Source organism: Virgibacillus halotolerans (assembly GCF_016908515.1).
GTDB lineage: Bacteria > Bacillota > Bacilli > Bacillales > Amphibacillaceae > Virgibacillus_M > Virgibacillus_M halotolerans.
This window is the reverse complement of sequence record NZ_JAFBEA010000002.1, coordinates 87,871-109,521: the sequence shown is the minus strand read 5'-3', so window position 1 is coordinate 109,521 and position 21,651 is coordinate 87,871. Positions and strand designations below refer to the sequence as shown.

Sequence of the window (21,651 nt, the reverse complement as noted above, 5' to 3'; positions counted from 1 at the left end):
GGGTTTTCAATATACTTCCCATGGATTTAAACGTCGGATAGATAAGAAAGAGATGACACACAGTATGTCTCGAGTCGGAAAGCGCATTGATAACGGACCAATTGAATCTTTTTAAGGAACTCTCAATGCGAAAAATATTATTTACATAAGTACGGGACATTTCAGGAACTATCTAAAGCTATAGACGAATACATTCATTTTTATAATCTCGATAAATTAAACGACCACAGCCCCATGGGATACAGGACTATGGCCGCCTAAATCATTTTTATTGTCTACTTGACAGGGGGCAGTTCACATCCGAATCGCTTAGTTTGGTCACCAAGCGGGAATAAGTTGCTTTCGGATGGGATATGATCTGGAACAAAAAATCCGCAATTCATTTTGAATACAAAGTTTTCATTTAGACGCTTAATTAAATCCTTGGTCGCGGGGATGTGCTCAACAATTCGAACAAAATAGGAAATAATCATCGCAGCATAATTCAGTTCAACTTGCGCGTCAAGTCGTTTTCTTTTGTTGATTTCATGGTATATTGCATCCAGATCAATAGTGGAAATAAGCGCTTCATATCGATGGGTAGGTTCCATTTCGTATAATTCCTAGATGTCAAATATTTCCTTAGATATAAAAAGGTTTCCTCTTGATCTTTAAAAACTCAATCAGAGAAAACCCTTTCTTTTTCGTCTTCAAACTCATTAAAATATTCACACTCTAACTGTTTGATTTAATAAAACTTTTGATACTGCTTACTTGGAGCCTTCTGATATTTCTACTTCTATTTCCTTTTCTGTTTCTGATTTTGAATCATTTTGGTTGTACTTAGAAACTAATGAAGGAATACTTTCTTGTTTTAAATTCTCTTTTTCAATGTATTCCTCTCTCAGTGATTTAAAGAAGGAAACACACATAGCTAAAATCACGATCGAAAATGGCAATCCTGCAACAGCTGATACAGTTTGTAAAGGAATTAAACCACCACTTAAAAGTAAGGAAATAGCTACCCCTGCAATAACGATTCCCCATAATATTTTACTTTTATTTGTGGGGGCCATCGTCTCTTCGCTATACATGCCTAATACATATACAGTCGAATCGGCAGATGTTACGAAAAAGATAATCAAAGAAACTAGGGTCATCCCTATAAGAAGGGGGCTGAAAGGAAATAGTTCAAGGAAATAGAATAAAGCAGTATCCATATCTTCTAATATCCGATTTGCTAACTCATTATTACCTAGGTTTAAAATATTAAAAAGTGCACTTCCACCAAGTGTAGAATACCAAATCATCGTAGCTAATGAAGGAATAAGCACTGCACCGAAAATAAATTCCCTGATTGTTCTTCCTTTCGATATCCTTGCTATAAAGATACCAACAAACACACCAAAACTTATCGCCCAGCCCCAATAAAAGAAGTCCCAACCTGCTTGCCATGTGTAATCATTAAGAAAAGGCTCCAAATGAAAACTCATATCTATGAAGTTTTTTATATATCCACCTGTTGTACTTACAAAAATTTCGAGAATATTTCTTGTAGGTCCTAATATGAATATTAAGAGCATAATTGATAAAGCAAGCACAATGTTAATATTAGACAACCACTTTATACCTCGTTCAATCCCCGTACTAGCAGAAAGGATGAACAGGGCCGTTAAAAATAAAATGAGAAAAATTTGATTAATAGGGGTATTACTTATTCCCCATGCATATTCAAATCCTGCTCCCATTTGTTTAACTCCCAGTCCAAGTGAAGTTGTTATTCCACTTATGATAGCAAAAATTGCTATCATATTAACAACCTTTCCTATCGGACCAAAAGCCTTTTCACCTAACAAAGGTTTTAAAGTATGATTTATTAAAGGTGGAGTACCTTTTCTATACTGGAAATATGCCATCATTAATCCTATGATTGCGTATGTCGCCCAACTATGCAATCCCCAATGAAAAAATGTATACTGCATAGCAGTTTTAGCTGATTCCATTGTTTCACCTTCACCAAAGGGTGGTTCAATATACATCAATACTGGTTCAGCAACTCCCCAAAAGAAAAGACTAATAGCAAGACCAGTGCTATACAACATGGCTATCCAGGAAAACCTACTAAATTCTGGTCTATCAGTGTCTTTACCTAACCTGATTTTCCCATATTTTGAAAAAGCAACATATAAACAAATCGCTACAAAAGTAAAGGATATGAGCATATAATACCAGCCAAAGTTTTCACTTATAAAGGTATAAAGTATATATTCTGACATCACCCCAAGAGTACCTGGTGCTATAATACCAAAACTTACAAATAAAGCGACGACAATCAGCGCTCCTATTACTACTATGTTTTTCTTCATTAAGGTCTCCTTTTCATCACAACTTAGAAATAGTTACCAGATAAACTAATTAAAGCCATTTGTAAAAATTAAATGGTTACGCTAGAAACAGAAAATACATTCTTACCATCAATCCATGTTTCTGTTACTTTTATATTTTTAATATCCTCATCTTTCACAGTAAAAGGGTCAATATCCAGAATGACAAAGTCAGCGAACTTATCTACTTCAATAGAACCAATGCAATGCTCTTTGTGCATAGCCTTTGCAGCTTCAATCGTATATCCTTTCAATGCCTCTTCGATTGTGATTTTATGTTCTTCACCAATAATATTTCCTTGTGCGGTGTCTCGAGTTACTGCTGCATAAATTGCTTCAAATGCATTTGGAAATGCCACCGGCGTATCAGATGACAAGACAATTGGAAGCCCATATTGCTTGAACCATCCATATGGTGAATAGTTTTCTCCTGGATCACCAATTGATTTTAAAACACTGTTACCATATAAATAGACATGCTGCGGTTGTGGTACAGGGTAAATATTTAACTCGGCCATACGTTTCACTTGGTCTTTAGTAGGTAGTCCACAATGTTCAACTCGATGTCTCATGTCAACCCTAAACCTTTTTTTCTGAGCCTCTTCCACTCCCTGAATTACCAGTTCAATAGCTCCATCCCCCTGGGCATGGGTAAGCGTTTGTAAACCGTATTCATGCGCGTCGATAAGTATTTGCTTAAACTCCTCAGGTTTGTGAAATAAATAGCCTTCTTTATTTGTATCACTATAAGCCTTATTTAAATAGGCCGTTCCTGAGATAAGTGAACCATCAGCATATAACTTTAAAGATCCCATTGTAAGCGTATCATTACCGAATCTCGAAGAAATGCCCATTTCCTTTATAGTTTCCAAATAATTCGATAGATAGGATAACTCGATTCGCAATTTCAATAAGCCACTATCTCGCGCCTCAAGATATGATTCCATTTCCTGCCGGGTAACTTGCACATCATTAACACTTGTAAAACCTGCAGATATTAATAAGTTTTGTCCAATCTCAATGTTTCGTTGTAGATTATCTGTTCTATCAGGCATATGAATATTCGGGCCATGCTCTCCTGGTCTTACTCCTTTATCTCCTGCTAAGTAATCATTCGCACTATCAAATAATGGACCATTTGGAAAACCATTTTTATCTCTTCCAAAAGATCCTCCAATTGGATCCTTTGTTTCGGGTGTTATTCCGCTACGTTCAAGCAGACAATTATTAATAACATTACAATGACCACTACTATTCATAATTTGCACAGGGCGGGTATTTGAAACTTGATCTAATTCTTCTGCAGTTGGATATCTTCTCTCTTTTAATTTACGTTGATCAAAGCCAAATCCCCGGATCGGAACATCCTCAGGTAGTTGCTCAGAAAACTCTTTAAGCTGCTTCACGATATCATCAATACTTTTTACATTCGGATAACTAAGATCAGCCCATGTATGACACATTCCTAACATCATTACATGTACATGGGGATCTACAAAACCAGGCATGAGACATTGACCCTCAAGATCAATTTCCTTGCTTTTTCCATTTGCAAATTCTCTACATTGTTCGAGAGAACCTTTAAATTCAATTTTTTTACCTATTACTACAATAGCTTCTACTATTTTTTCTTCTGTCATTGTTAAGATAGTACCATTTTTAAAAATAATAGTATTGTTATTCAAAATAATACACTCCGTTTCTATTTTAAAAGTTTGATAGAAATAACTTCTTTATTATTCATCAGATTGAACAGGAATTACCCATTGATCCTTACCGCGTTCAGTCGTTACATATTCCGGCCAACGAAAGTTAATTGGTGGTTCGTAATCACACAGTGGTGGTAACCAATTTTCTCCACTTTTGCCTCCTCCAGTGCGATGGTTAAACTCCTCTTTGGCTGCTTCTAGTAATCCCGGTTCCTTTAGCAGGTCAATGATCGTCATCCCAATCGTTTTTGATGCTGAATAAATCATTGGATCAATACATTCACGTATTCCACCAAGCGCATTCATTACCCAATCAGGATATTGAAAACCTGCTTTAGGCGACTTCAATGCAGGTCTTCCAATATATAATCTAACCGTAGGAGCATGCCAACAATATTCCGTATAATCGTCAGATGTAAAGTGCTCTTGCCAGGAAGGTAATGTTTTTCGCATTTCCTTTTCGGCTTCCTTTGGCTCTATTAATGTTTCTATTTCTTCTAAAAATGGTTTAGACATCGGTTCTAAACCTAATTTTTTTTGTATTTCTTGTGCAATGTCTATCGCCTTTTCTCCAAACCTTGGTGCTCCCGCTATCTCCAAATTTCGATACGTCAAGTCAGCCATTGTATGATTAGCAAGCCCTGGCCTTGATTTCGTTATCCAATCACGTTTCCAATTACAATTAGCTGCTTTAGCAGCACTTTCGGCATTCTGATCAAGCACCTTCATTACAGTCTCAGCCATGTCTATATCCGGAACCCGAATAAAGTAATAGATCTGACCCATTTTTGCTGGATTATTATCAGCCGTAGCCTGTCCAATATTTAAAATGGTTTCATTTACGGACCACCCCATATTATAGGAAAGCATATGCTCCTTATACATTTTGGATAAGGTGTACATCGTAATAACTGCATCAGTTGCACCTGGACTACGTGCTGCTGCATGCGATGCGGGAATAGGTGAATTCCCAGAAGAAGTATTCCAGCTTCCAGATTCGCCACATGTAAACGTGTACATCGCAGAATAAGCAACTGCACAATGCGTGTCCCATCTTGTGGTATTACTTAAAGGCAACATGTAAAAGGGATGAAAACTAATTGCTGCATCCAGATTATCGTAGTATCCTTTGCTGGCATGTATTGGTTTGGAACCTCTCAACTTTTCAGCTGGTTCTCCAAAAAATTTCAATGTTCCTTTTATATCATTCTTCTCCATTACTTCTTTTGCCGCAAGAAATCCACCTAACGAACCTATTCCGAGGGCTGAATGCGGATCAGTATGACCGCCTGCATATTTGCTTAAGCCTTCACGAGGCATCTCAACAGTATCAGCAGCCTGACAGTTATCGGGAACTGCATCATATTCCGCATAACCACCAATCGTTGGCCCATCCCCATTTTTCCAAGTCGCACAAAAAGCTGTTGGCATGTCTCCACTGGCTTCTTCTACAGAAAACCCCTCTTTTCTTAATCTTTGAACATACCATTTTGATGATTTATACTCTCTCCATGCAGTCTCCGCATAGTTCCATATTTCTTGATTCCAATCAGATAAATCATCTTTACTTTGATTAACCCAATCGGCAATAGATTGTTTTTCTTTTTCCACCATGATTAATCCACTCCTTCCTCTACTTCGGGTTATATTTGCAACAAAGTACTTCTCATATTACTGCGCTTTTGAGCTTTAATACTTCCCCACATCCAAGCTTCGTGGTCGTTTATAATTTAATGCAAGTTATATGCCAATGTCCTTCGTGAGGCAGTTCAAAACGTTTTCTATAAAGCATGTGAAAACAATTTATTCAAACTTGTATAAACAATCGTATGATTACACTAATAATCGAGTACCAATAAGCTTATACATATATGTATAAGCTTATTCATTTCTGTATAACTAATTTTATTATGATAAACTATAAAAAAGGGGGTAGTGAAAATGAAATTTATAGATTTGGGAGATTGGGAGCAAATCATAAATACAGTTTATACTGATGTTATTATCACAAATACGCAAGGTATTATTGTATATGCGAACGATTCATCTGAGTATTGGTTTGACATGAAGAAGGAAAAAATGATTGGAGAATCAGTATACGACCTTGAAGAGCAAAAGGTATTTAGTCCATCTATTGCAAGAAGGGTTATAGAAACAGGGAAAAAACAAACTTTAGTCCAAGAAACACGAGCTGGTAAAATACTACTTGTTACAGGAAACTTTATTATTGGGCAAAATCAAAACGTCAAACACATCGTTTGTTATGCCCAAGATATAACCGAGTTGGAAAAGCTAAAAGCCTATGTGAAAAAGGTAGAAGAAGAATTACGAAATACAAAACAAGAATTAAGGGATTTCCAACATGCCAAGGATAAACAATCGGTCATCATTGCAAGAAGCGAATCAATGAAACTCATTTTATCTTCCCTTAATAAGGTAGCCACAACAGAAGCCTCCGTTTTATTTACGGGAGAATCAGGTGTTGGTAAAAGTTTTTTAGCCGAATATCTGCATGAACAAAGTGGTAGAAAAGGAAAGTTAATTAAAATTAATTGTGGTAGTATTCCAGAAGCATTACTCGAATCTGAGTTATTTGGATATAGGTCCGGTGCTTTTACTGGGGCGAATCCAAAAGGTAAAAAGGGATTAATTGAGGAAGCACAAAATGGAACATTATTTTTAGATGAGATTGGAGAACTCCCCTTCAATCTTCAAGCAAAACTATTAGCCTTGATTCAGGATAAAAAGTTTTATAGTGTAGGGGACACAAAGTTAAAATCTGTCAATTTCCGATTAATTACAGCTACTAACGCAAATATTGAAGATATGATGGTAGAAGGAAAGTTCAGGGAGGATCTTTATTTCCGTCTCTCCGTCATTCATATCCCCATTCCACCTTTACGAGAACGTGAAGAGGATTTAATTGCAATGATTATGGATCTTATGAAGAAGTTTAATCACCAATATAAACAAAACAAAGAGCTATCACATGAAACAATTGATTGTCTTCTCAATTATCAATGGCCTGGTAATGTTCGAGAACTGGCAAATATTATTGAGAGACTTATTTTAACTGTGGACAATAATCTTATTATTCCGGAACATTTACCTGCAAAAATTTCAATAACTACTCCTAGCTTTCCTATGGTTAATGTTAATAGGAGAACACTTCCGGAAGCATTAAGAATGACAGAGATTTATGTGCTCACGGAAGCTTACCAACATTGCAAAAGCACCACTAAAATGGCTAAATATTTGGGTGTCAGTCAGCCAACTATAGTTAGAAAGTTAAAGAAATATTCAGGGCTGATTAAAAAAGAGGATAATTAATAATTTAAAACGGTTCTATTAATAGATTAAATATATCTCTTTCAGTTGAGTATTAAAGCATATTGAAAACCTTTCAGTTTATTTCATAAAATTAAAGTGCATCTTAAACGAAAAACGGCGAAATAAGGGCGACAGAACAACTAAAAACACCAATTTCTGAGGTTATGGGATTACATTTAGACCTAGCGCCTTTCCATTATTATAATGTTCTTGGATTCGATGTGGATCCGATTGACTACACCAATCATGGAGATGATTCGATCGTGTTGATAGGAAAAACCGTTTAATACGGACAGTGCCCATCCACTAAAGATCTAAGAGCATATTTCCAGGTGCATTATCTATACTTTACATTCCTAAAGTCATCGCCTATCGGCAAGTGTGTACTCATTTAGTAAGTCCCTAAAACCTAACTCGGCATCATCAGCCCTTCATAGCTCATGCCAGCCTTTACTCACTTAAGCAGCTTTAACTAAGTTAATTAATTCATTTGACCCAACGAAGAAGCAATAAATATCAAATAATTCGATACAGCTTATCCAAAGCCTCAGGGATTTCACTTTCATGAATATTCGCAAACCCAATGACAAGTTCAATCCATTCATTTGCTTGGTTTTGATTTTTCAGCATAAAGCGACGCAAGGTATATATTTCTAGCCTTTCTTCTTTAGCACAGGCTTCGACTTCATCATACGTTTTATTAGATTTGAATTGAACTAGTAAATGAAGACCCGCTGGTATGTCCTGAATACACACCTGGTGGTTAAATTTCGTACGCAACTGTTCAATAAGAACTCTACGTTTCATTTCATAATGATGATTCATTCGTTTGATATGTCTTGAATACCCCCCATTTTCAATGAAATAATGCAATGTGTAAAGACCGAGCGAGTTGCTGAATTGCATCAAATCTGAATGGTGCTTGCGGTATTCTCTAAGTAAATCAGGGGGTAAAACCATATAGCTGATCCGGGTGCCAGGCAATAATGTTTTGGAAAAAGTGCCAGTGTAAATGACACTATGATTACGATCGAGACTCTGTAAGGAAGGAATATTATTTGTTTCATACTTGAACTCACTGTCATAATCATCTTCTATAATATATCTATTATCAGCCTCTGCTGCCCAATTTAATAGCTCGATCCTTCTTGTGATCGGCATAATTTTACCAGTAGGAAATTGGTGTGATGGTGTAACAAATATAAAATTTGCATGTGACGATTCAACTTCCTTAATGTCGATACCTTTATCATCAAGCTGTATCGGGTTAACAGAAAATCCCATCTTGTTTAGTAATCTATAAAACCGAAAATAACCTGGATCCTCAATAGCAATGATGCTCTTTTTATTTTGGATTCCCATTATTTGTTGGATCAGTAATTGTGTACCTGCACCGATTACGATTTGTTCCGGTTCACAAACAACTCCACGCGTTAAGGCAATCATCCGACTAATGGTATTTCTTGTAAGATAAGGGCCTTGAGGATGTCCAAGCTCGGAAAGCTCCTTTTTTTGTTTATCAACCGCCTTGTTCTCACACTTCATCCATTCTTTAAAGGGAAACAATGAAATATCCGCTGACATATGAGACAAAGAGAGCCAGTCTTCCTCACTAGCATCATCCTCTTTTAAATCAGCCGGTAATTTATTTATGCCCTCTTCTTGATCGGAAAACTTAGTAATATTTTCAATAAAATATCCTTTTCGCTCAATCGTGTAAATATAACCTTCTGCAAGTAGCTGCTCATACGCATTCGCAATTGTATTGACGCTTACCTTTAATTCATCTGCCAATTGACGTTTCGAAGGTAGCTTTTCACGAGCCTTTAATTTTCCTTTCAAGACCTTTTCCTTAATCCCATCATAAATTTGCTGATACTTGAAATTTACTTCATTGCTGTCGCCTAAGGCCAAATAATCCATTTGATTCACCTCATCTGGTACCAATTTATTTTATTATCTGGTGCTTTTCATTATACCAGATAATTGCCATACTATTAACATAATTAAATTGAAAAATAGTTCTTCCAGTTAAAAATTTAAATTAAGGAGATGAATATAATGACGACATCACTTATTACAAGCACTGAATTACAAAACAAAAGAGAAAAGTTTATTCCAAGGGGCGTCAGCAATGGGAATTTGAATATTGCCCACAAAGCATCTGGAGCAACTGTTAAAGATATCGACGGAAATGAATGGATTGACTTTGCGGGTGCAATTGGAACACTTAATGTAGGACACAGCCATCCAAAAGTAACTGAAGCTGTCAATCATCAAACAGAAAAGTTTTTACACACTGGATTTAATGTGTTGATGTATAAAGGCTACATCGAACTTGCTGAAAAGTTATGTGAAATTACACCAGGCAACTTTGATAAACAAGCCCTTTTACTAAATTCTGGAGCCGAGGCAGTTGAAAATGCAGTCAAAGTCTCGCGCCGTTATACCAATAGACAAGCAGTTGTTTCGTTTACTCGCGGATTTCACGGAAGGACTAACATGACAATGGGTATGACAAGCAAAGTAAAACCATATAAATTTGGGTTTGGTCCATTTACACCAGAAGTATACCAAGCACCATATCCTTACACTTACCATAAGCAAGAAGGAATGTCCGAAGAGGCTTATATCGATCAGGTAATTGAAGAATTTAAGGATTTTTTCATTTCCACCGTTGCTCCGGAAAACGTTGCCTGTGTTGTTATGGAACCAGTTCAAGGTGAAGGCGGATTTGTTATTCCACCGAAAAAATTTGTTCAGGCTGTCAGTGCATTTTGTAAAGAGCATGGTATTGTGTTTGTTGCTGATGAAATTCAAACGGGTTTCGGACGCACAGGAACATTATTTGCTATGGAACAATTTGACGTAGTACCAGATCTTGTGACCGTATCAAAATCATTAGCTGCTGGCTTGCCGTTAAGCGGTGTTGTAGGAAAAAAGGAAATCATGGATGCTGCAAATCCTGGAGAGCTAGGAGGAACCTATGCAGGTAGTCCTGTCGCTTGTGCTGCTGCATTAGCTGTTATCGATATTATTGAAGAGGAAAACCTGCTACAAAAGTCGGAGATTAAGGGAAAAAAAATAGAAACGAAATTACATGACTTGGCAGGAAAATATGCATTTGTGGGTGAAATTCGCCGCCTCGGATCCATGGTTGCCGTTGAAATTGTCCAAGATCGCATCAGTAAAAAACCAGATAAAGTAAAAACAGGTGGCATCATTAAATACGCCAATGAAAATGGATTACTACTTCTTTCCGCTGGTATTAAAAGCAACGTTGTCCGTTTTTTAGCACCACTAGTTATTACAGATGAAGAACTGGAGAAAGGATTAGCTATTCTTGAAAATGCCTTTGCTAATTTTTCATAACAACATTTCTGAAATGTGGTAGATAAATAATTGATGGAGTGCTGATAGACAATTTGATACCAGTTTTCTGAAAATACTAAGAAAAATAATGAAAGGGGCTTATGTACATGACAAATTATTTTAATGTAAATAATCCTGCAACAGGAGAATTGATCCAGAAAGTAAAAATTAATACGGAAGATGAAATCAATCTGTCCCTTAAGAATGGACATGAAAGTTTTAAAGAATGGTCAAAAATTAATGCGCATGAACGATCCCGATTAATTCAAAAATGGTCAAAAAAAGTAAATGAGAACAAAGAAGAATTAGCAGAAATTATGACTAAAGAAAATGGTAAACCATTAAGTGAATCATTGGGTGAAATTGATTATTCATTGGCCTATCTCGATTGGTATGCTGAAGAGGCCAAACGGATTTACGGACGGACCATTCCAGCTAATACGGAATCAAAACGAATTGTTGTTACAAAAGAGCCGATTGGGCTCGTTGCAGCTATCACACCATGGAATTTTCCAGCTGCAATGATGGCGAGAAAAGCGGCTCCAGCTTTAGCAGCTGGGTGTACATTTATTGTTAAACCCGCATCCGAAACACCATTGACAGGCATGAAATTCATTGATTTGGCCCATGAAGCAGGTATCCCAAAAGATGCTATTCAATACGTAAATGGGAGAGGAAGTGTTGTTGGCGACCTATTCACCGATAGTGACTATGTACGCAAGATCACGTTTACAGGTTCAACACCTGTTGGGAAAAACTTGATCAAAAACAGTGCTGATACAATTAAACATGTGACAATGGAACTAGGCGGACATGCACCACTAATTATCGCCGAGGATGCGGATCTTGATTATGCAGCTAAGCAAACTGTCGGTACTAAATTTAGAAATGCAGGGCAAACTTGTGTCTGTGCCAACCGAATTCTTGTCCATGAAAACATCATCGATGAGTTTACGGATAAATTTGTTGCTGAAGTAAAGAAACTTAAGATTGGAAATGGACTGGAAGATGGAATAGATGTCGGGCCGATTATCAACAAGAAAGGCTATGACAAAATCGTTGATCAAATCAACAATGCGAAAAAAAACGGAGCAGAAGTTATGGTTGGTGATAAATATGATGCCGATAAAGAAAATGGCTATTTCTTCATTCATCCAACCGTTTTAAAAAATGTGAACACAGATATGACAATTATGCATGAAGAAACATTCGGTCCAGTTGCTCCGATCACAAGCTTCAAAACTATTGAAAAAGCTGTCGAACTAGCAAATAGCACTCCATATGGTCTCGCAGCCTATTTCTTTACAAATGACTACCGCACTGGAAACTACCTACACGATCATTTACAATTTGGAATCGTCGGCTGGAATGATGGTGGTCCATCAGCCGCCCATGCACCATTTGGCGGAATGAAAGAAAGTGGTCTTGGACGCGAAGGTGGTATTGAAGGAATTGAACCGTATTTAGAAACAAAATATATGTCTATTGGTGGTTTTTAATTATTCACCTTAAACCATCTTCCGAAACTTTATAAAAGAGGACAAATCCAGTAAATAGGATTTGTCCCTTTTTTCCTCGATGATAACTATGATCGGCTTAAATAACATGGAATGTTGCTAAATATGTCTATTTAATCTTGATATACTATCACACATCCATTGTTCTACTTTCTTGTACTTTGGTTTTGTTAGATCTATCAGTCAGAGAAACAACGATCATAACAAATATATTGACAACGATTCCATATAAGATCGGGTTACTTGAAGAGAGTCCCTCAATGGCTAAGCCACCCAATATAACCAATGCACTGGACAAGATAGCATAAAACGCAGCTTTCGCTGTAGCCCTTTTCCAGAATAAACCAAAGATGATCGGAATAAAGATAGAACCTGCCAATAAGGCGTAGGCCACATCAATAGCGACTAGAAGCTCCTGAATCCATAGAGCAATAACAATAGCGATGATTCCAATAACCAAAGTTGTCATTCGTGAGAGACGCAAAAATTGTTTGTCAGTGATATCTCTAAAAAAGTGATCCTTAAGAATATCTTTTGTAATTAATGTTGAAGAGGCCAATAATGTTCCAGATGCGGTCGACATGATTGCTGCAGCCACAGCTGCAAAAACGATACCAAGAAGACCTGAAGGCAATGTTTCAAAAGCCATACTTGTAAATACGTTTTGTGTATTTTCGATATTTGGAAGGATTACAAGCGCGCACATTCCGATTATAATCATAGCTAAGGAATAAAAGAAACTGTAGACGCCGACCAATATACCACCTGTTTGTGCGGTCTTGACATTTTTAGCTGTAAAATAACGCTGCCAAATATCTTGACCCACCATCATACCAAGTGTAAATGTCAATAAGTATTGAAAAATTTCATGAAAACCTATAGCAGAAAAATCAAAGTAGGAACTTGGCAACTGTGCTGTTAGTGCACCAAACCCGCCTGCTTTTGACAAACTAATTGGTAGCATGATTAAAAATATACCAACTGTCATAATTAAAAATTGAATAATATCTGTCATTGATACAGACCACATGCCTCCAAGAATAGTGTAGAAAAACACAATCCCACCACCGATTAACATAGAAAAAATCAGATTCCAGTCAAATACAGCGCTTAAAAGCGAACCAATTGCAATTACTTGTGTAACACTTACCATTAAAGCATAAATTGATGCGATGACCGCTCCTATCAATTTTGATTCGACATTAAATAGCTTTCCCAATAATTCACTTATAGTCATTAGTTTAAATCCTGTGACTTTTTTAAGTAGTAAAAGACCAAAAAGAGTTATCCCCAGGCCCATAGAAAACACAAACCAAACCCCCGAGAATCCAATCTCATAACCTAGCTGAGCTGAGCCAATCGTCGAAGAGCCGCCAAGAAAAACAGCCGTCAGACAACCAAATAGCATAAAGACTCCAAGATTCCGTCCCGCCAGAATATAGATTTCTGACGTTTTTGCCTTTCTTGAACCAATAACACCGACAACAACTAGTACTGCAAAATAAATAATGATAATAAACATATCAAGTGATGTCATTTTCCCCCCGCCTTTCATTGAATATCCTTTAATATACGAGCGGTCGAATAGTTAAAAATCGAATTGATAGTAAAGCGTTTTTATTTCTCATGTCCAACCTTGTTTCATGATTAAAAAACTTTATTATCCTTTATTGCTTACTGTCTAAGCTGAAGCATTCTTCACATCTAAAAATAATTCGATAGACTTTAATACGTCTTTTGATTTATCAATGTTTTTCCGATTGCATCTACTGCTTGTTTTGTTTGCTAAGCGTCATTTCTTTGATGGCGTCATCCTTTGATGTACTTATAACCATATATGTAGTTAAAATTTTCTGTCTTGAAGTAAGTAAGGGAACTCCGCAAACGAAGGTTCCCACCTCATAATATCCTTTCTATTTACTTACTTGCTTTGCCCGTTTTTTCATAGCGATCAAAGTGATCATTTCAAAAATAACTGAAGATGCTGCAACAGCAGTTATCTCACCACTGTCATAGCTCGGTAAAACTTCAACCAAATCAAAGCCTTTAATATCAAGGCCATCTAATCCTCTAACATATTCAAGTCCTTCATAACTTGTAGGACCACCAACTTCTGGAGTCCCTGTTCCTGGTGCATAAGCAGGGTCAAGAAAATCAATGTCATAAGTAACAAATACCGGTCTATCGTCTGTACGTGTATGGATTCGTTCCATTACCTTTTCATAGCCGATTTCTCTGACTTCTTTCATTGGGATAACCTCATACCCAAGGTCTCTGGCATCCTCAATATCCTCCGGTCCATAAAGTGGCCCACGCATACCAACCTGAATAGAGTGGTCGACATCAATTAACCCTTCTTCAACTGCACGGCGAAATGGTGTTCCATGTACATATTTTTCTCCAAAATAGTTATCCCATGTATCGCCATGTGAATCAAAATGAACAAGTGCGATCGGTCCGTATTTTTTCGCAAACGCTCGCAAATGACCTAATGTAATAGAATGGTCACCACCCATCATAACCGGAATAATTTCTTTATCTAGAACCGGTTCAAGCGCGTTGACAATATTATCGTAAGTTCTGTGAATGTTACCTGGAATTACATCAACATCCCCGTAATCCACTCCTGAACAATAATCAAAAATATTAATACCCTGATCGGGGTTATATGGGCGAAGCAATACGGAAAAATCCCGAATATGTTGCGGCCCATATCGTTGCCCTGTCCGGTTAGATGCAGCCGTGTCAAAAGGAACTCCCATAACCACAAAATCGACATTGGCTGTTGTCTCAACGTGTTCCAACCTCATAAATGTACGTGGACCCGTAAACCGCGGTGATTTTGATGAATCTTTTGGTTGATACATAGTTATCCTCCTCAAATAATTATTCAGGAAAATATAATGCAACTTTCATGCCAACCTTTAATTGCTGATTTCACCCCAGATTAACTAAAGGTTAATTCAATTTCGAATTAAAACAAACTATATCAATTCAAAATGAATCAATTGATTCATTTTGAATTGATATTATATTTTTTCAAGCGACGAACTACTGTCGACTGGCTCACTCCAAGATAACCGGCCATTTCATAAGTTGTTTTATATTGTCTATAGGCACGTTTTAACCAGCCTTTTTCCACTTCCTGCAAAACTTCCTGCAATGAAAGCCCCTGCTGTTCAAAGTTTTCCAGTGACCATTCTTCTGTATGTAATTCTAACGCATCCATCTCCTTAGCAAATGGCAGACTTGATGGATAAATCATAGTTGTAGCAGTTGTCACAACTAAACGTTCTATCATGTTTTCAAGCTCACGGACATTACCAGGCCATTCATAGTGATGAAAAGCATCAATCGTAGTAGAATTGAAAACTTTATTTGTTTCGTACTTTTGGTTAAAAAACGATAAATAATACTGGGCTAGTTGATTAATATCGTCTTTTCTATCGCGCAATGGTGGAATCGTAATCGGAATGACATTCAGTCTGTAAAACAAATCTTTTCTGAATTTACCTTGAGCCACCATTTCCTCCAAGTTTTGATTAGTTGCAGCAACTAGCCTAAAATTTACGTTTTTAACTTCATGACTCCCAATTCGGGAAACCTTTTTTTCTTGTAAAACTTTTAAAAGCTTTACTTGAATCGCCAAAGGAAGTTCAGCAATTTCATCAAGGAATAAGGTCCCTTGATCAGCCAGTTCGACCATTCCAGCCTTGCCTCTTTTATCCGCACCTGTAAAAGCACCAGATTCATAACCAAATATTTCAGATTCAAATAAGGTATCAGGAATTGCCCCACAGTTGACTTCTATAAATGGTTCCTCCTTCCGTTCACTTCCATCATGTAACTTTCGTGCAAATACGTTTTTGCCAACCCCGGATTCACCAAGCAACACAACCGTTGCATCAGATACGGCGACACGTTGTACCAACTGGTTGATTTCTTTCATTGCTTTACTATTCATCACTACACGGGCTGTCATCATGTCTTTTTCTCTCAATTCTTCAATTTCGTATTCATATCGTAACATTTTCGTCCGAAGTTGTTCATAATCCTCTTTCAACTGCTGAATTTCCGTTAAATCATGGGAAAAGCTGATAATCCTAACGATTATTCCTTTTTCATCAAATACTGGAATACCAGTAGCCATAATAATCTTGTTAGTGGGCGTTTTCTGCATGACTTGAACTTCTTTTTTCTCCTTTAGAACTTTCAATGTTACAGAGGGATAAAATATATGATCTCTCTCCAATTGGGAAACTGTAGTACCAACCAAATCACTCCGTTCTCTTCCGTATATAATAGAACAGTTAGAACTGACTCTTAACACCTCTCCCTTTCCATCCGTTACAACAATATTATCGTTAGAGGCATTAAGAATCCCATCTAATTCAATTTTTAATAGCTCTAATTCTGATTTCACTATCATCACCTTCATATGTTTCTATTTTAAACAGTATTGAAGATACTTTATCACATTTATTGGTCGAATACTAAATACTTCGATTTCTTAATGAAGTATTTAGTGAGAAGAGTAATATTGGCTTTTTATTTATCATTAATAAAAGCTACCTCGATCCCCCCCGCCCTGCTATTATTGCGCATCAACGCATACCACAAGTTTAGTTGGTTATAAAAAATTGATTCATTAATTTAAATAAGGTGCCATTCCTCCGATGTTCTACCAGTTGGAGGAATGGTACCTTTTTTGATGTTAAACAGTATTTAAACATTTCCCTCTGCAATCAATCGTGTTACTTCAAGGAATTTATCAACATCCTCAGGTGTATGACAGTGAATAGGTGACACTCGAACAATAGCATTTAGATTTACGGCTTCTAGAATTCTTTTCGAATAATGGCTGCTGGATTCTCTAGCATAAACTAAAATATTATTTTCCCCATATTTTTGTACAACATCTGCACAAGAAATATTATCAAAAGTCAATGCTAATATAAGGTCTTGATTCACACCATTAACTTCTTCAAAATGAACAGTGACATTTGAAATATCTTTAGTTCCATTCATCTCAGAAGTTCCGTTAACCAATCGATTGAGAATTGCCTGTTCTTGTAAGTGAATTCGATTTATTCCTTCAACAATTAATTTTCTACGATCATCCGTTGGATTGAAATAATGTCCGATTTCACAAATATAATCGATTACTTTAGTGAAACTAGCAAAATCGGCAGGTGTTGGACTACCTACATTCCAATTGTCTTTGTCTGTTGCCAATAAACGGTGATGTGGAAGGGAGGCTATGCGATCGGAAAGATACGCAAAACCAACACCACGGTTACCAAACATTTTATATGGTGCAATATTTAGTGCATCTATTTTCCAATCATCAACATCTATTACCCCGTGGGGTGCCCCTTGTACACCATCAACCATGATAATTGTTTGCGAGTTTTTTTGTTTTATCTCTGCTGCATATTTTTGAATGTCATGCATTGCCCCAGTAATGTTTGAAGTGAGTATGACAGATACTAATACTGTTTGATCATCGACTAATTCTAGTATGTTACTAATTGGAATATTACCTGATGTCGGATCTGCTTTTGCAACACGCAGTTCATGATTGTATTGTTCAGCTGCGAATTGACATGCATCATAAGAAGAAGGATGCTCAATTGCTGTTGTTACAATATTTCCATGTTGAGAGGCTGCTGCAACTGTAGTTACCATTTCAAACATTAACTTTGAAGCCGTAAGTGACGTAGCAACAGATCCGGCTTTCGCATTTAAAAAGAGCCTAATATCTTTTGTTCCCTGTTCAATTACTTTCCGGATGCCTAATGCAATATCATGTGTACGTTCGGGACAGTCTGGTAGTGCACTCAAACGGGATTGAGCTTCTACAACAGATTTTAATCGTAGCGCACCACCAGCGTTTTCAAAGAAAATACGATTGTTTTCATATGGATCTTGATCCAAGTATAAAAAACTTGATGTAATAAACTCTTGTAATTGTTTTGGAAAGAATTCTGTATTACGGTCTGACATAAAAAACACAACCTTTTCTTTAAGTATTATTAAAAGACATCTTTAATTTCTGTGTTCAATTTAATATTCTTAGTATTGAATATTTTATCATCTAAATCATTCGTTCTCTTTGCAACAATTGTTGTACCATTTAAATCTCCTGCGATATTAACCGTTGTATGCCCTGTATCAATTACTGGCCAAATTGCTGCTAATATCGGGATGATTAATAAAGGCATACCTAGAGCCTCAAAAAGCACAATGGACATGACTATGCCAGCTCCTCGAACCCCAGCTGCTCCAATGGATAAAACTAAACCTAATAAAACAAATTTCAAAATTAACCCCAATGTAATATCTATCCCATATAAATTTGCTGCAAAAACAGAAATGACACCAATCGCTACCGCGAAACCATCCATAATTGACTGTTGCGCCAAACGGAATGGTAAAACCTGCTGTTTTCTCAGAAATACCTAAGTTCTTTTTAGAAACTTGGAGGGATATTGGAATTGTTGCTGAACTAGTTGAAGTAGTAAATGCAAATAACATAGATGGATAAATATTTTTATAAAATTGTATCGGATTTAATCCCGTTGTTAGTTTTAATAAGATAGGATAAACCAACAGTAGTATAATTGCTAATGCAATAGAATCAGCAATTACAAAATTGAAAACAGCAGTTAGCATATCCGATCCAAATGTGCCAATTAGGTTTGCCAGTAATGCCAGGATTCCATATGGTGCTAACTTGATGATATATTCTGTTAGTTTCAACATAATATTGGCAGATTCGTTAATGATATTTGTGGTCATTGGGACTTTTTCTACTCCAAGGGATATCATAACGAGACCAATAATTACTGTGAATATAATAATTGGGAGCATATCCATATTACCTAAGGCCTCGAATATATTGCTGGGCACCCACGAGAGAAAATGATCCACAAAATTAAATTCTTCAGATTCAACGGTTTCACCATGATCTAAAATGGATTCCATACCTTTACCAGGTTTAAGAATAAGTGCAATGATTACACCTATAGTTGATGCAATTAGGCTAGTAATAACTAGATAAAATAAAAAGCCTCCTCCAACTTTACCAACAGATTTGGCGTCCTTCATCTTTAATATACCAGCCAAAATAGAAGTAATTACCAATGGAATAATTAACATTTGTAGTAAACGGATGAATAGTGTCCCAAATGGCTCAAGGTATTTTGCGTTATCACCTAAAATAATTCCTAAAATGATACCAAGCAATCCCCCGATAGCAATTTGTGTGTATAACGGTAGTTTTAACCAACGCTTCATTTCATTTTTCCCCTCCCCTTTATTGTAATCGCTTCCATTAATAAGAATTGTACCAAATGCATTAATTATAGTAAAATTAAATTTATAACTACTAATTATCGAAAAAATGGATATTTAAGGTGGATTTTATGAATCATAATCAAATCGAAGCTTTTTTAACAACTATTAGACTTGGAAGCCTTTCAAAAGCAGCTAATTACTTGTACGTATCTCAATCAACTATTAGCCAGCGCTTGCATTCTATAGAAGAGGAGTATGGATTGGTATTACTGAATCGAGATAGGGGAGTAAAAGGTATATCTTTAACGAATGAGGGAGAGAGGTTTTATCAGATCGCATTAGAATATGAATCATTATTGTTCGAAGCGAAAAATGTAAAAAAGAGAAGTGGAGAAATAACAATTACTATTGGCGCTGTTGATAGTGTCCATAATTATATTTTTAAAAACATGTACAAAATAATTACACAAGAAATCCCGAATATTCGATTGGCAATTCGTACATACCAATCGAATGAAATATATTCCTTAATAGAACAAAGAAAAATTGATATTGGTTTATCATTGCAAGAAAGGGTATTACGTAACATTAGTGTGAAACAATTATTTTCAGAACAGATGGTTCTTATTAAAGATAGAAAAAGAAAACAGCAGAAGGGAGTTATCACCAATGATAAACTTCCTGCAGAAAATCAACTTTATATTAACTGGGGAAAAGAGTATCAAATTTGGCATGAAAAACATTGGGGTTCACCAACAAACACATATATTCAGATTGATACTGCGAAGATGCTGCATGACCTTTTAATTGATTCTAATTTGTGGGCGATTGTTCCTGTTTCTATTGCTAGAAACTTTTATGAGAAAGACTTAGTTGATATATTCATACCAAAGGATCCACCACCAAATAGAGTATGCTATCTTGTTGAAAAAGAAGGGTTTAATAAATATTCACAAGAGGTAAATGATATTTTTTCCCGCTCCATGCCAAAAATTGAGGAAATTGTTAGACCATGGGAAGATTGAGGTAACTAATGAATAATTTGTTTTCGATAAAAACGGGGAAGAGCTAAAAATTGAAAGGTTAAGCGTTTTATAAGCGTTAAAAAAATTAGTTCCTAAATTAGAATGTGTACATAACTTATTTGAATATTTTTAAGCATTGTTGTTAGTGAAGTACATTTAATGCACCAAATGTTATCGCCAGGAATGGAAAATGGTGTCCTTAATCCGTATGCCATGAAAGCATCTGACTTTAGATCTGGGTCAGCAATGCAGGGTAACATATAACCAATTGCAGCTACATCATACGCGGTCCCGTTTTTAATAAGTATAGAGTGAGAAAAGTAATTAATGAATTTAGGTCCCACTTGCCAATTATTTCAAGTCCAAAAACACCTGTATTTTAATGCTACAGGTGTTTTTAAAAGGAAGTCGTGTTCTTTGTCTCAGTGAAGGTCGTGAAAAGAAAGAAATCACCATGGATGAGCTTAAAGAAAACAAGTTCTTACACGACCTAAACAAACTGAAAACTCTTCCGTGTAAAAAGGTAATTCAAGTTAGTTGACAAAGTGGGAGAACGGATTGGAAGATTAAAAGAACGCTATTCTGCCATCCCCAAATATTATGAAGTCCAATTAGAGTTAGATGAAAATGAAAAAAGATTACAGTGATAACGTATGAGAAAAAGCCAACGCGTTCAGAACGTTCTGTATTAACAGGATGTTATGTGATAGAAACAAGTGATGAAGCATTAACTGCCAATGAAATAGGCAATTATATATCACATTAACGAAAATTGAGGAGGCATTTTTAGGGCGTTAAAAACGGGTTTGGGAATAAGACCTGTCTACCATCAATTAACTGGTCGAACAAGGGAAGGGGGCACCTATTTATTTCCGTATTTGCGTATCATCTTTTAATAAGCATGGAATATCAATTAAGAGAACAAGGCGCCCATCGCAACTGGTCAACCATAAAAAAACAACTTTCTACTCATCAACGAATTACAGTCATCGTTACAGATGAAGAAGATCAAATTCACCATATTAGAATATCAGGA

Annotated in this window: 15 protein-coding genes and 1 pseudogene; 5 read left to right on the top strand and 11 right to left on the bottom strand. The window is 36.3% G+C overall.

Annotated features, from left to right (window positions below; genetic code table 11):
* The first annotated feature begins 105 nt into the window (after nucleotides 1–105).
* Complete coding sequence (locus JOC34_RS22185; protein WP_205136359.1) at nucleotides 106–261, top strand: IS3 family transposase; 156 nt, start codon at nucleotides 106–108, stop codon at nucleotides 259–261.
* A 34-nt stretch (nucleotides 262–295) separates the two neighbouring features.
* Here JOC34_RS22185 and JOC34_RS06955 read toward each other — a convergent pair.
* The 4 genes and pseudogenes from JOC34_RS06955 to JOC34_RS06940 all read right to left on the bottom strand — a co-directional run.
* Nucleotides 296–590 (bottom strand): annotated as a pseudogene (locus JOC34_RS06955) (transposase); the annotation flags it as partial.
* A 159-nt stretch (nucleotides 591–749) separates the two neighbouring features.
* A complete protein-coding gene (locus JOC34_RS06950) occupies nucleotides 750–2,345 on the bottom strand; it encodes a BCCT family transporter (protein WP_205136034.1) in 1,596 nt (531 codons plus the stop codon).
* Between the two features lie 68 nt (nucleotides 2,346–2,413).
* Entirely contained in the window at nucleotides 2,414–4,048 is a 1,635-nt protein-coding gene (locus JOC34_RS06945; RefSeq protein ID WP_205136033.1) for an amidohydrolase, read from the bottom strand.
* Nucleotides 4,049–4,099: 51 nt separating this feature from the next.
* Nucleotides 4,100–5,686, bottom strand: a complete 1,587-nt coding sequence (locus JOC34_RS06940) for a zinc-binding metallopeptidase family protein (RefSeq protein ID WP_205136032.1) — start codon at nucleotides 5,684–5,686, stop codon at nucleotides 4,100–4,102.
* A gap of 327 nt (nucleotides 5,687–6,013) precedes the next feature.
* Between JOC34_RS06940 and JOC34_RS06935 the strand changes: the two genes are divergently transcribed.
* Nucleotides 6,014–7,402: a sigma-54 interaction domain-containing protein gene (locus tag JOC34_RS06935; RefSeq protein WP_205136031.1), complete on the top strand. Its 1,389-nt coding sequence runs from the start codon at nucleotides 6,014–6,016 to the stop codon at nucleotides 7,400–7,402.
* A 516-nt stretch (nucleotides 7,403–7,918) separates the two neighbouring features.
* Here JOC34_RS06935 and gabR read toward each other — a convergent pair.
* Complete coding sequence (gene gabR, locus JOC34_RS06930; RefSeq protein WP_205136030.1) at nucleotides 7,919–9,325, bottom strand: MocR-like transcriptional regulator GabR; 1,407 nt, start codon at nucleotides 9,323–9,325, stop codon at nucleotides 7,919–7,921.
* 129 nt (nucleotides 9,326–9,454) lie between these two features.
* On the opposite strand from gabR, the gene gabT reads away from it, so the two are divergent.
* Nucleotides 9,455–10,774: a 4-aminobutyrate--2-oxoglutarate transaminase gene (gabT, locus tag JOC34_RS06925; protein WP_205136029.1), complete on the top strand. Its 1,320-nt coding sequence runs from the start codon at nucleotides 9,455–9,457 to the stop codon at nucleotides 10,772–10,774.
* A gap of 107 nt (nucleotides 10,775–10,881) precedes the next feature.
* Entirely contained in the window at nucleotides 10,882–12,273 is a 1,392-nt protein-coding gene (locus tag JOC34_RS06920; RefSeq protein ID WP_205136028.1) for an NAD-dependent succinate-semialdehyde dehydrogenase, read from the top strand.
* A gap of 148 nt (nucleotides 12,274–12,421) precedes the next feature.
* Here the strand turns inward: JOC34_RS06920 and JOC34_RS06915 are convergent, their stop codons facing one another.
* From JOC34_RS06915 to JOC34_RS06890, 6 genes are all read right to left on the bottom strand, one after another.
* On the bottom strand, nucleotides 12,422–13,828 hold the full coding sequence (locus JOC34_RS06915; protein WP_205136027.1) for a sodium:solute symporter family protein: 1,407 nt from the start codon (nucleotides 13,826–13,828) through the stop codon (nucleotides 12,422–12,424).
* 376 nt (nucleotides 13,829–14,204) lie between these two features.
* The gene (gene speB, locus JOC34_RS06910) at nucleotides 14,205–15,158 is read right to left on the bottom strand and encodes an agmatinase (RefSeq protein ID WP_205136026.1); all 954 of its coding nucleotides are present in this window, start codon (nucleotides 15,156–15,158) and stop codon (nucleotides 14,205–14,207) included.
* Nucleotides 15,159–15,304: 146 nt separating this feature from the next.
* Nucleotides 15,305–16,714 carry a sigma 54-interacting transcriptional regulator gene (locus JOC34_RS06905; protein WP_205136025.1) on the bottom strand — a complete coding sequence of 470 codons (1,410 nt, stop codon included), beginning with the start codon at nucleotides 16,712–16,714 and terminating at the stop codon, nucleotides 15,305–15,307.
* A gap of 302 nt (nucleotides 16,715–17,016) precedes the next feature.
* Nucleotides 17,017–18,297 (bottom strand): aminotransferase class V-fold PLP-dependent enzyme, encoded by a 1,281-nt coding sequence (locus JOC34_RS06900; protein ID WP_205136024.1) that lies wholly within the window; start codon nucleotides 18,295–18,297, stop codon nucleotides 17,017–17,019.
* Nucleotides 18,298–18,326: 29 nt separating this feature from the next.
* A complete protein-coding gene (locus tag JOC34_RS21980; RefSeq protein ID WP_338062654.1) occupies nucleotides 18,327–18,638 on the bottom strand; it encodes a cation:dicarboxylate symporter family transporter in 312 nt (103 codons plus the stop codon).
* Nucleotides 18,526–19,590 (bottom strand): cation:dicarboxylate symporter family transporter, encoded by a 1,065-nt coding sequence (locus JOC34_RS06890; RefSeq protein ID WP_205136023.1) that lies wholly within the window; start codon nucleotides 19,588–19,590, stop codon nucleotides 18,526–18,528. The genes JOC34_RS21980 and JOC34_RS06890 overlap by 113 nt, the downstream gene beginning before the upstream one ends.
* A 128-nt stretch (nucleotides 19,591–19,718) precedes the next feature.
* On the opposite strand from JOC34_RS06890, the gene JOC34_RS06885 reads away from it, so the two are divergent.
* Complete coding sequence (locus tag JOC34_RS06885; RefSeq protein ID WP_205136022.1) at nucleotides 19,719–20,615, top strand: LysR family transcriptional regulator; 897 nt, start codon at nucleotides 19,719–19,721, stop codon at nucleotides 20,613–20,615.
* Nucleotides 20,616–21,651: the final 1,036 nt, after the last annotated feature.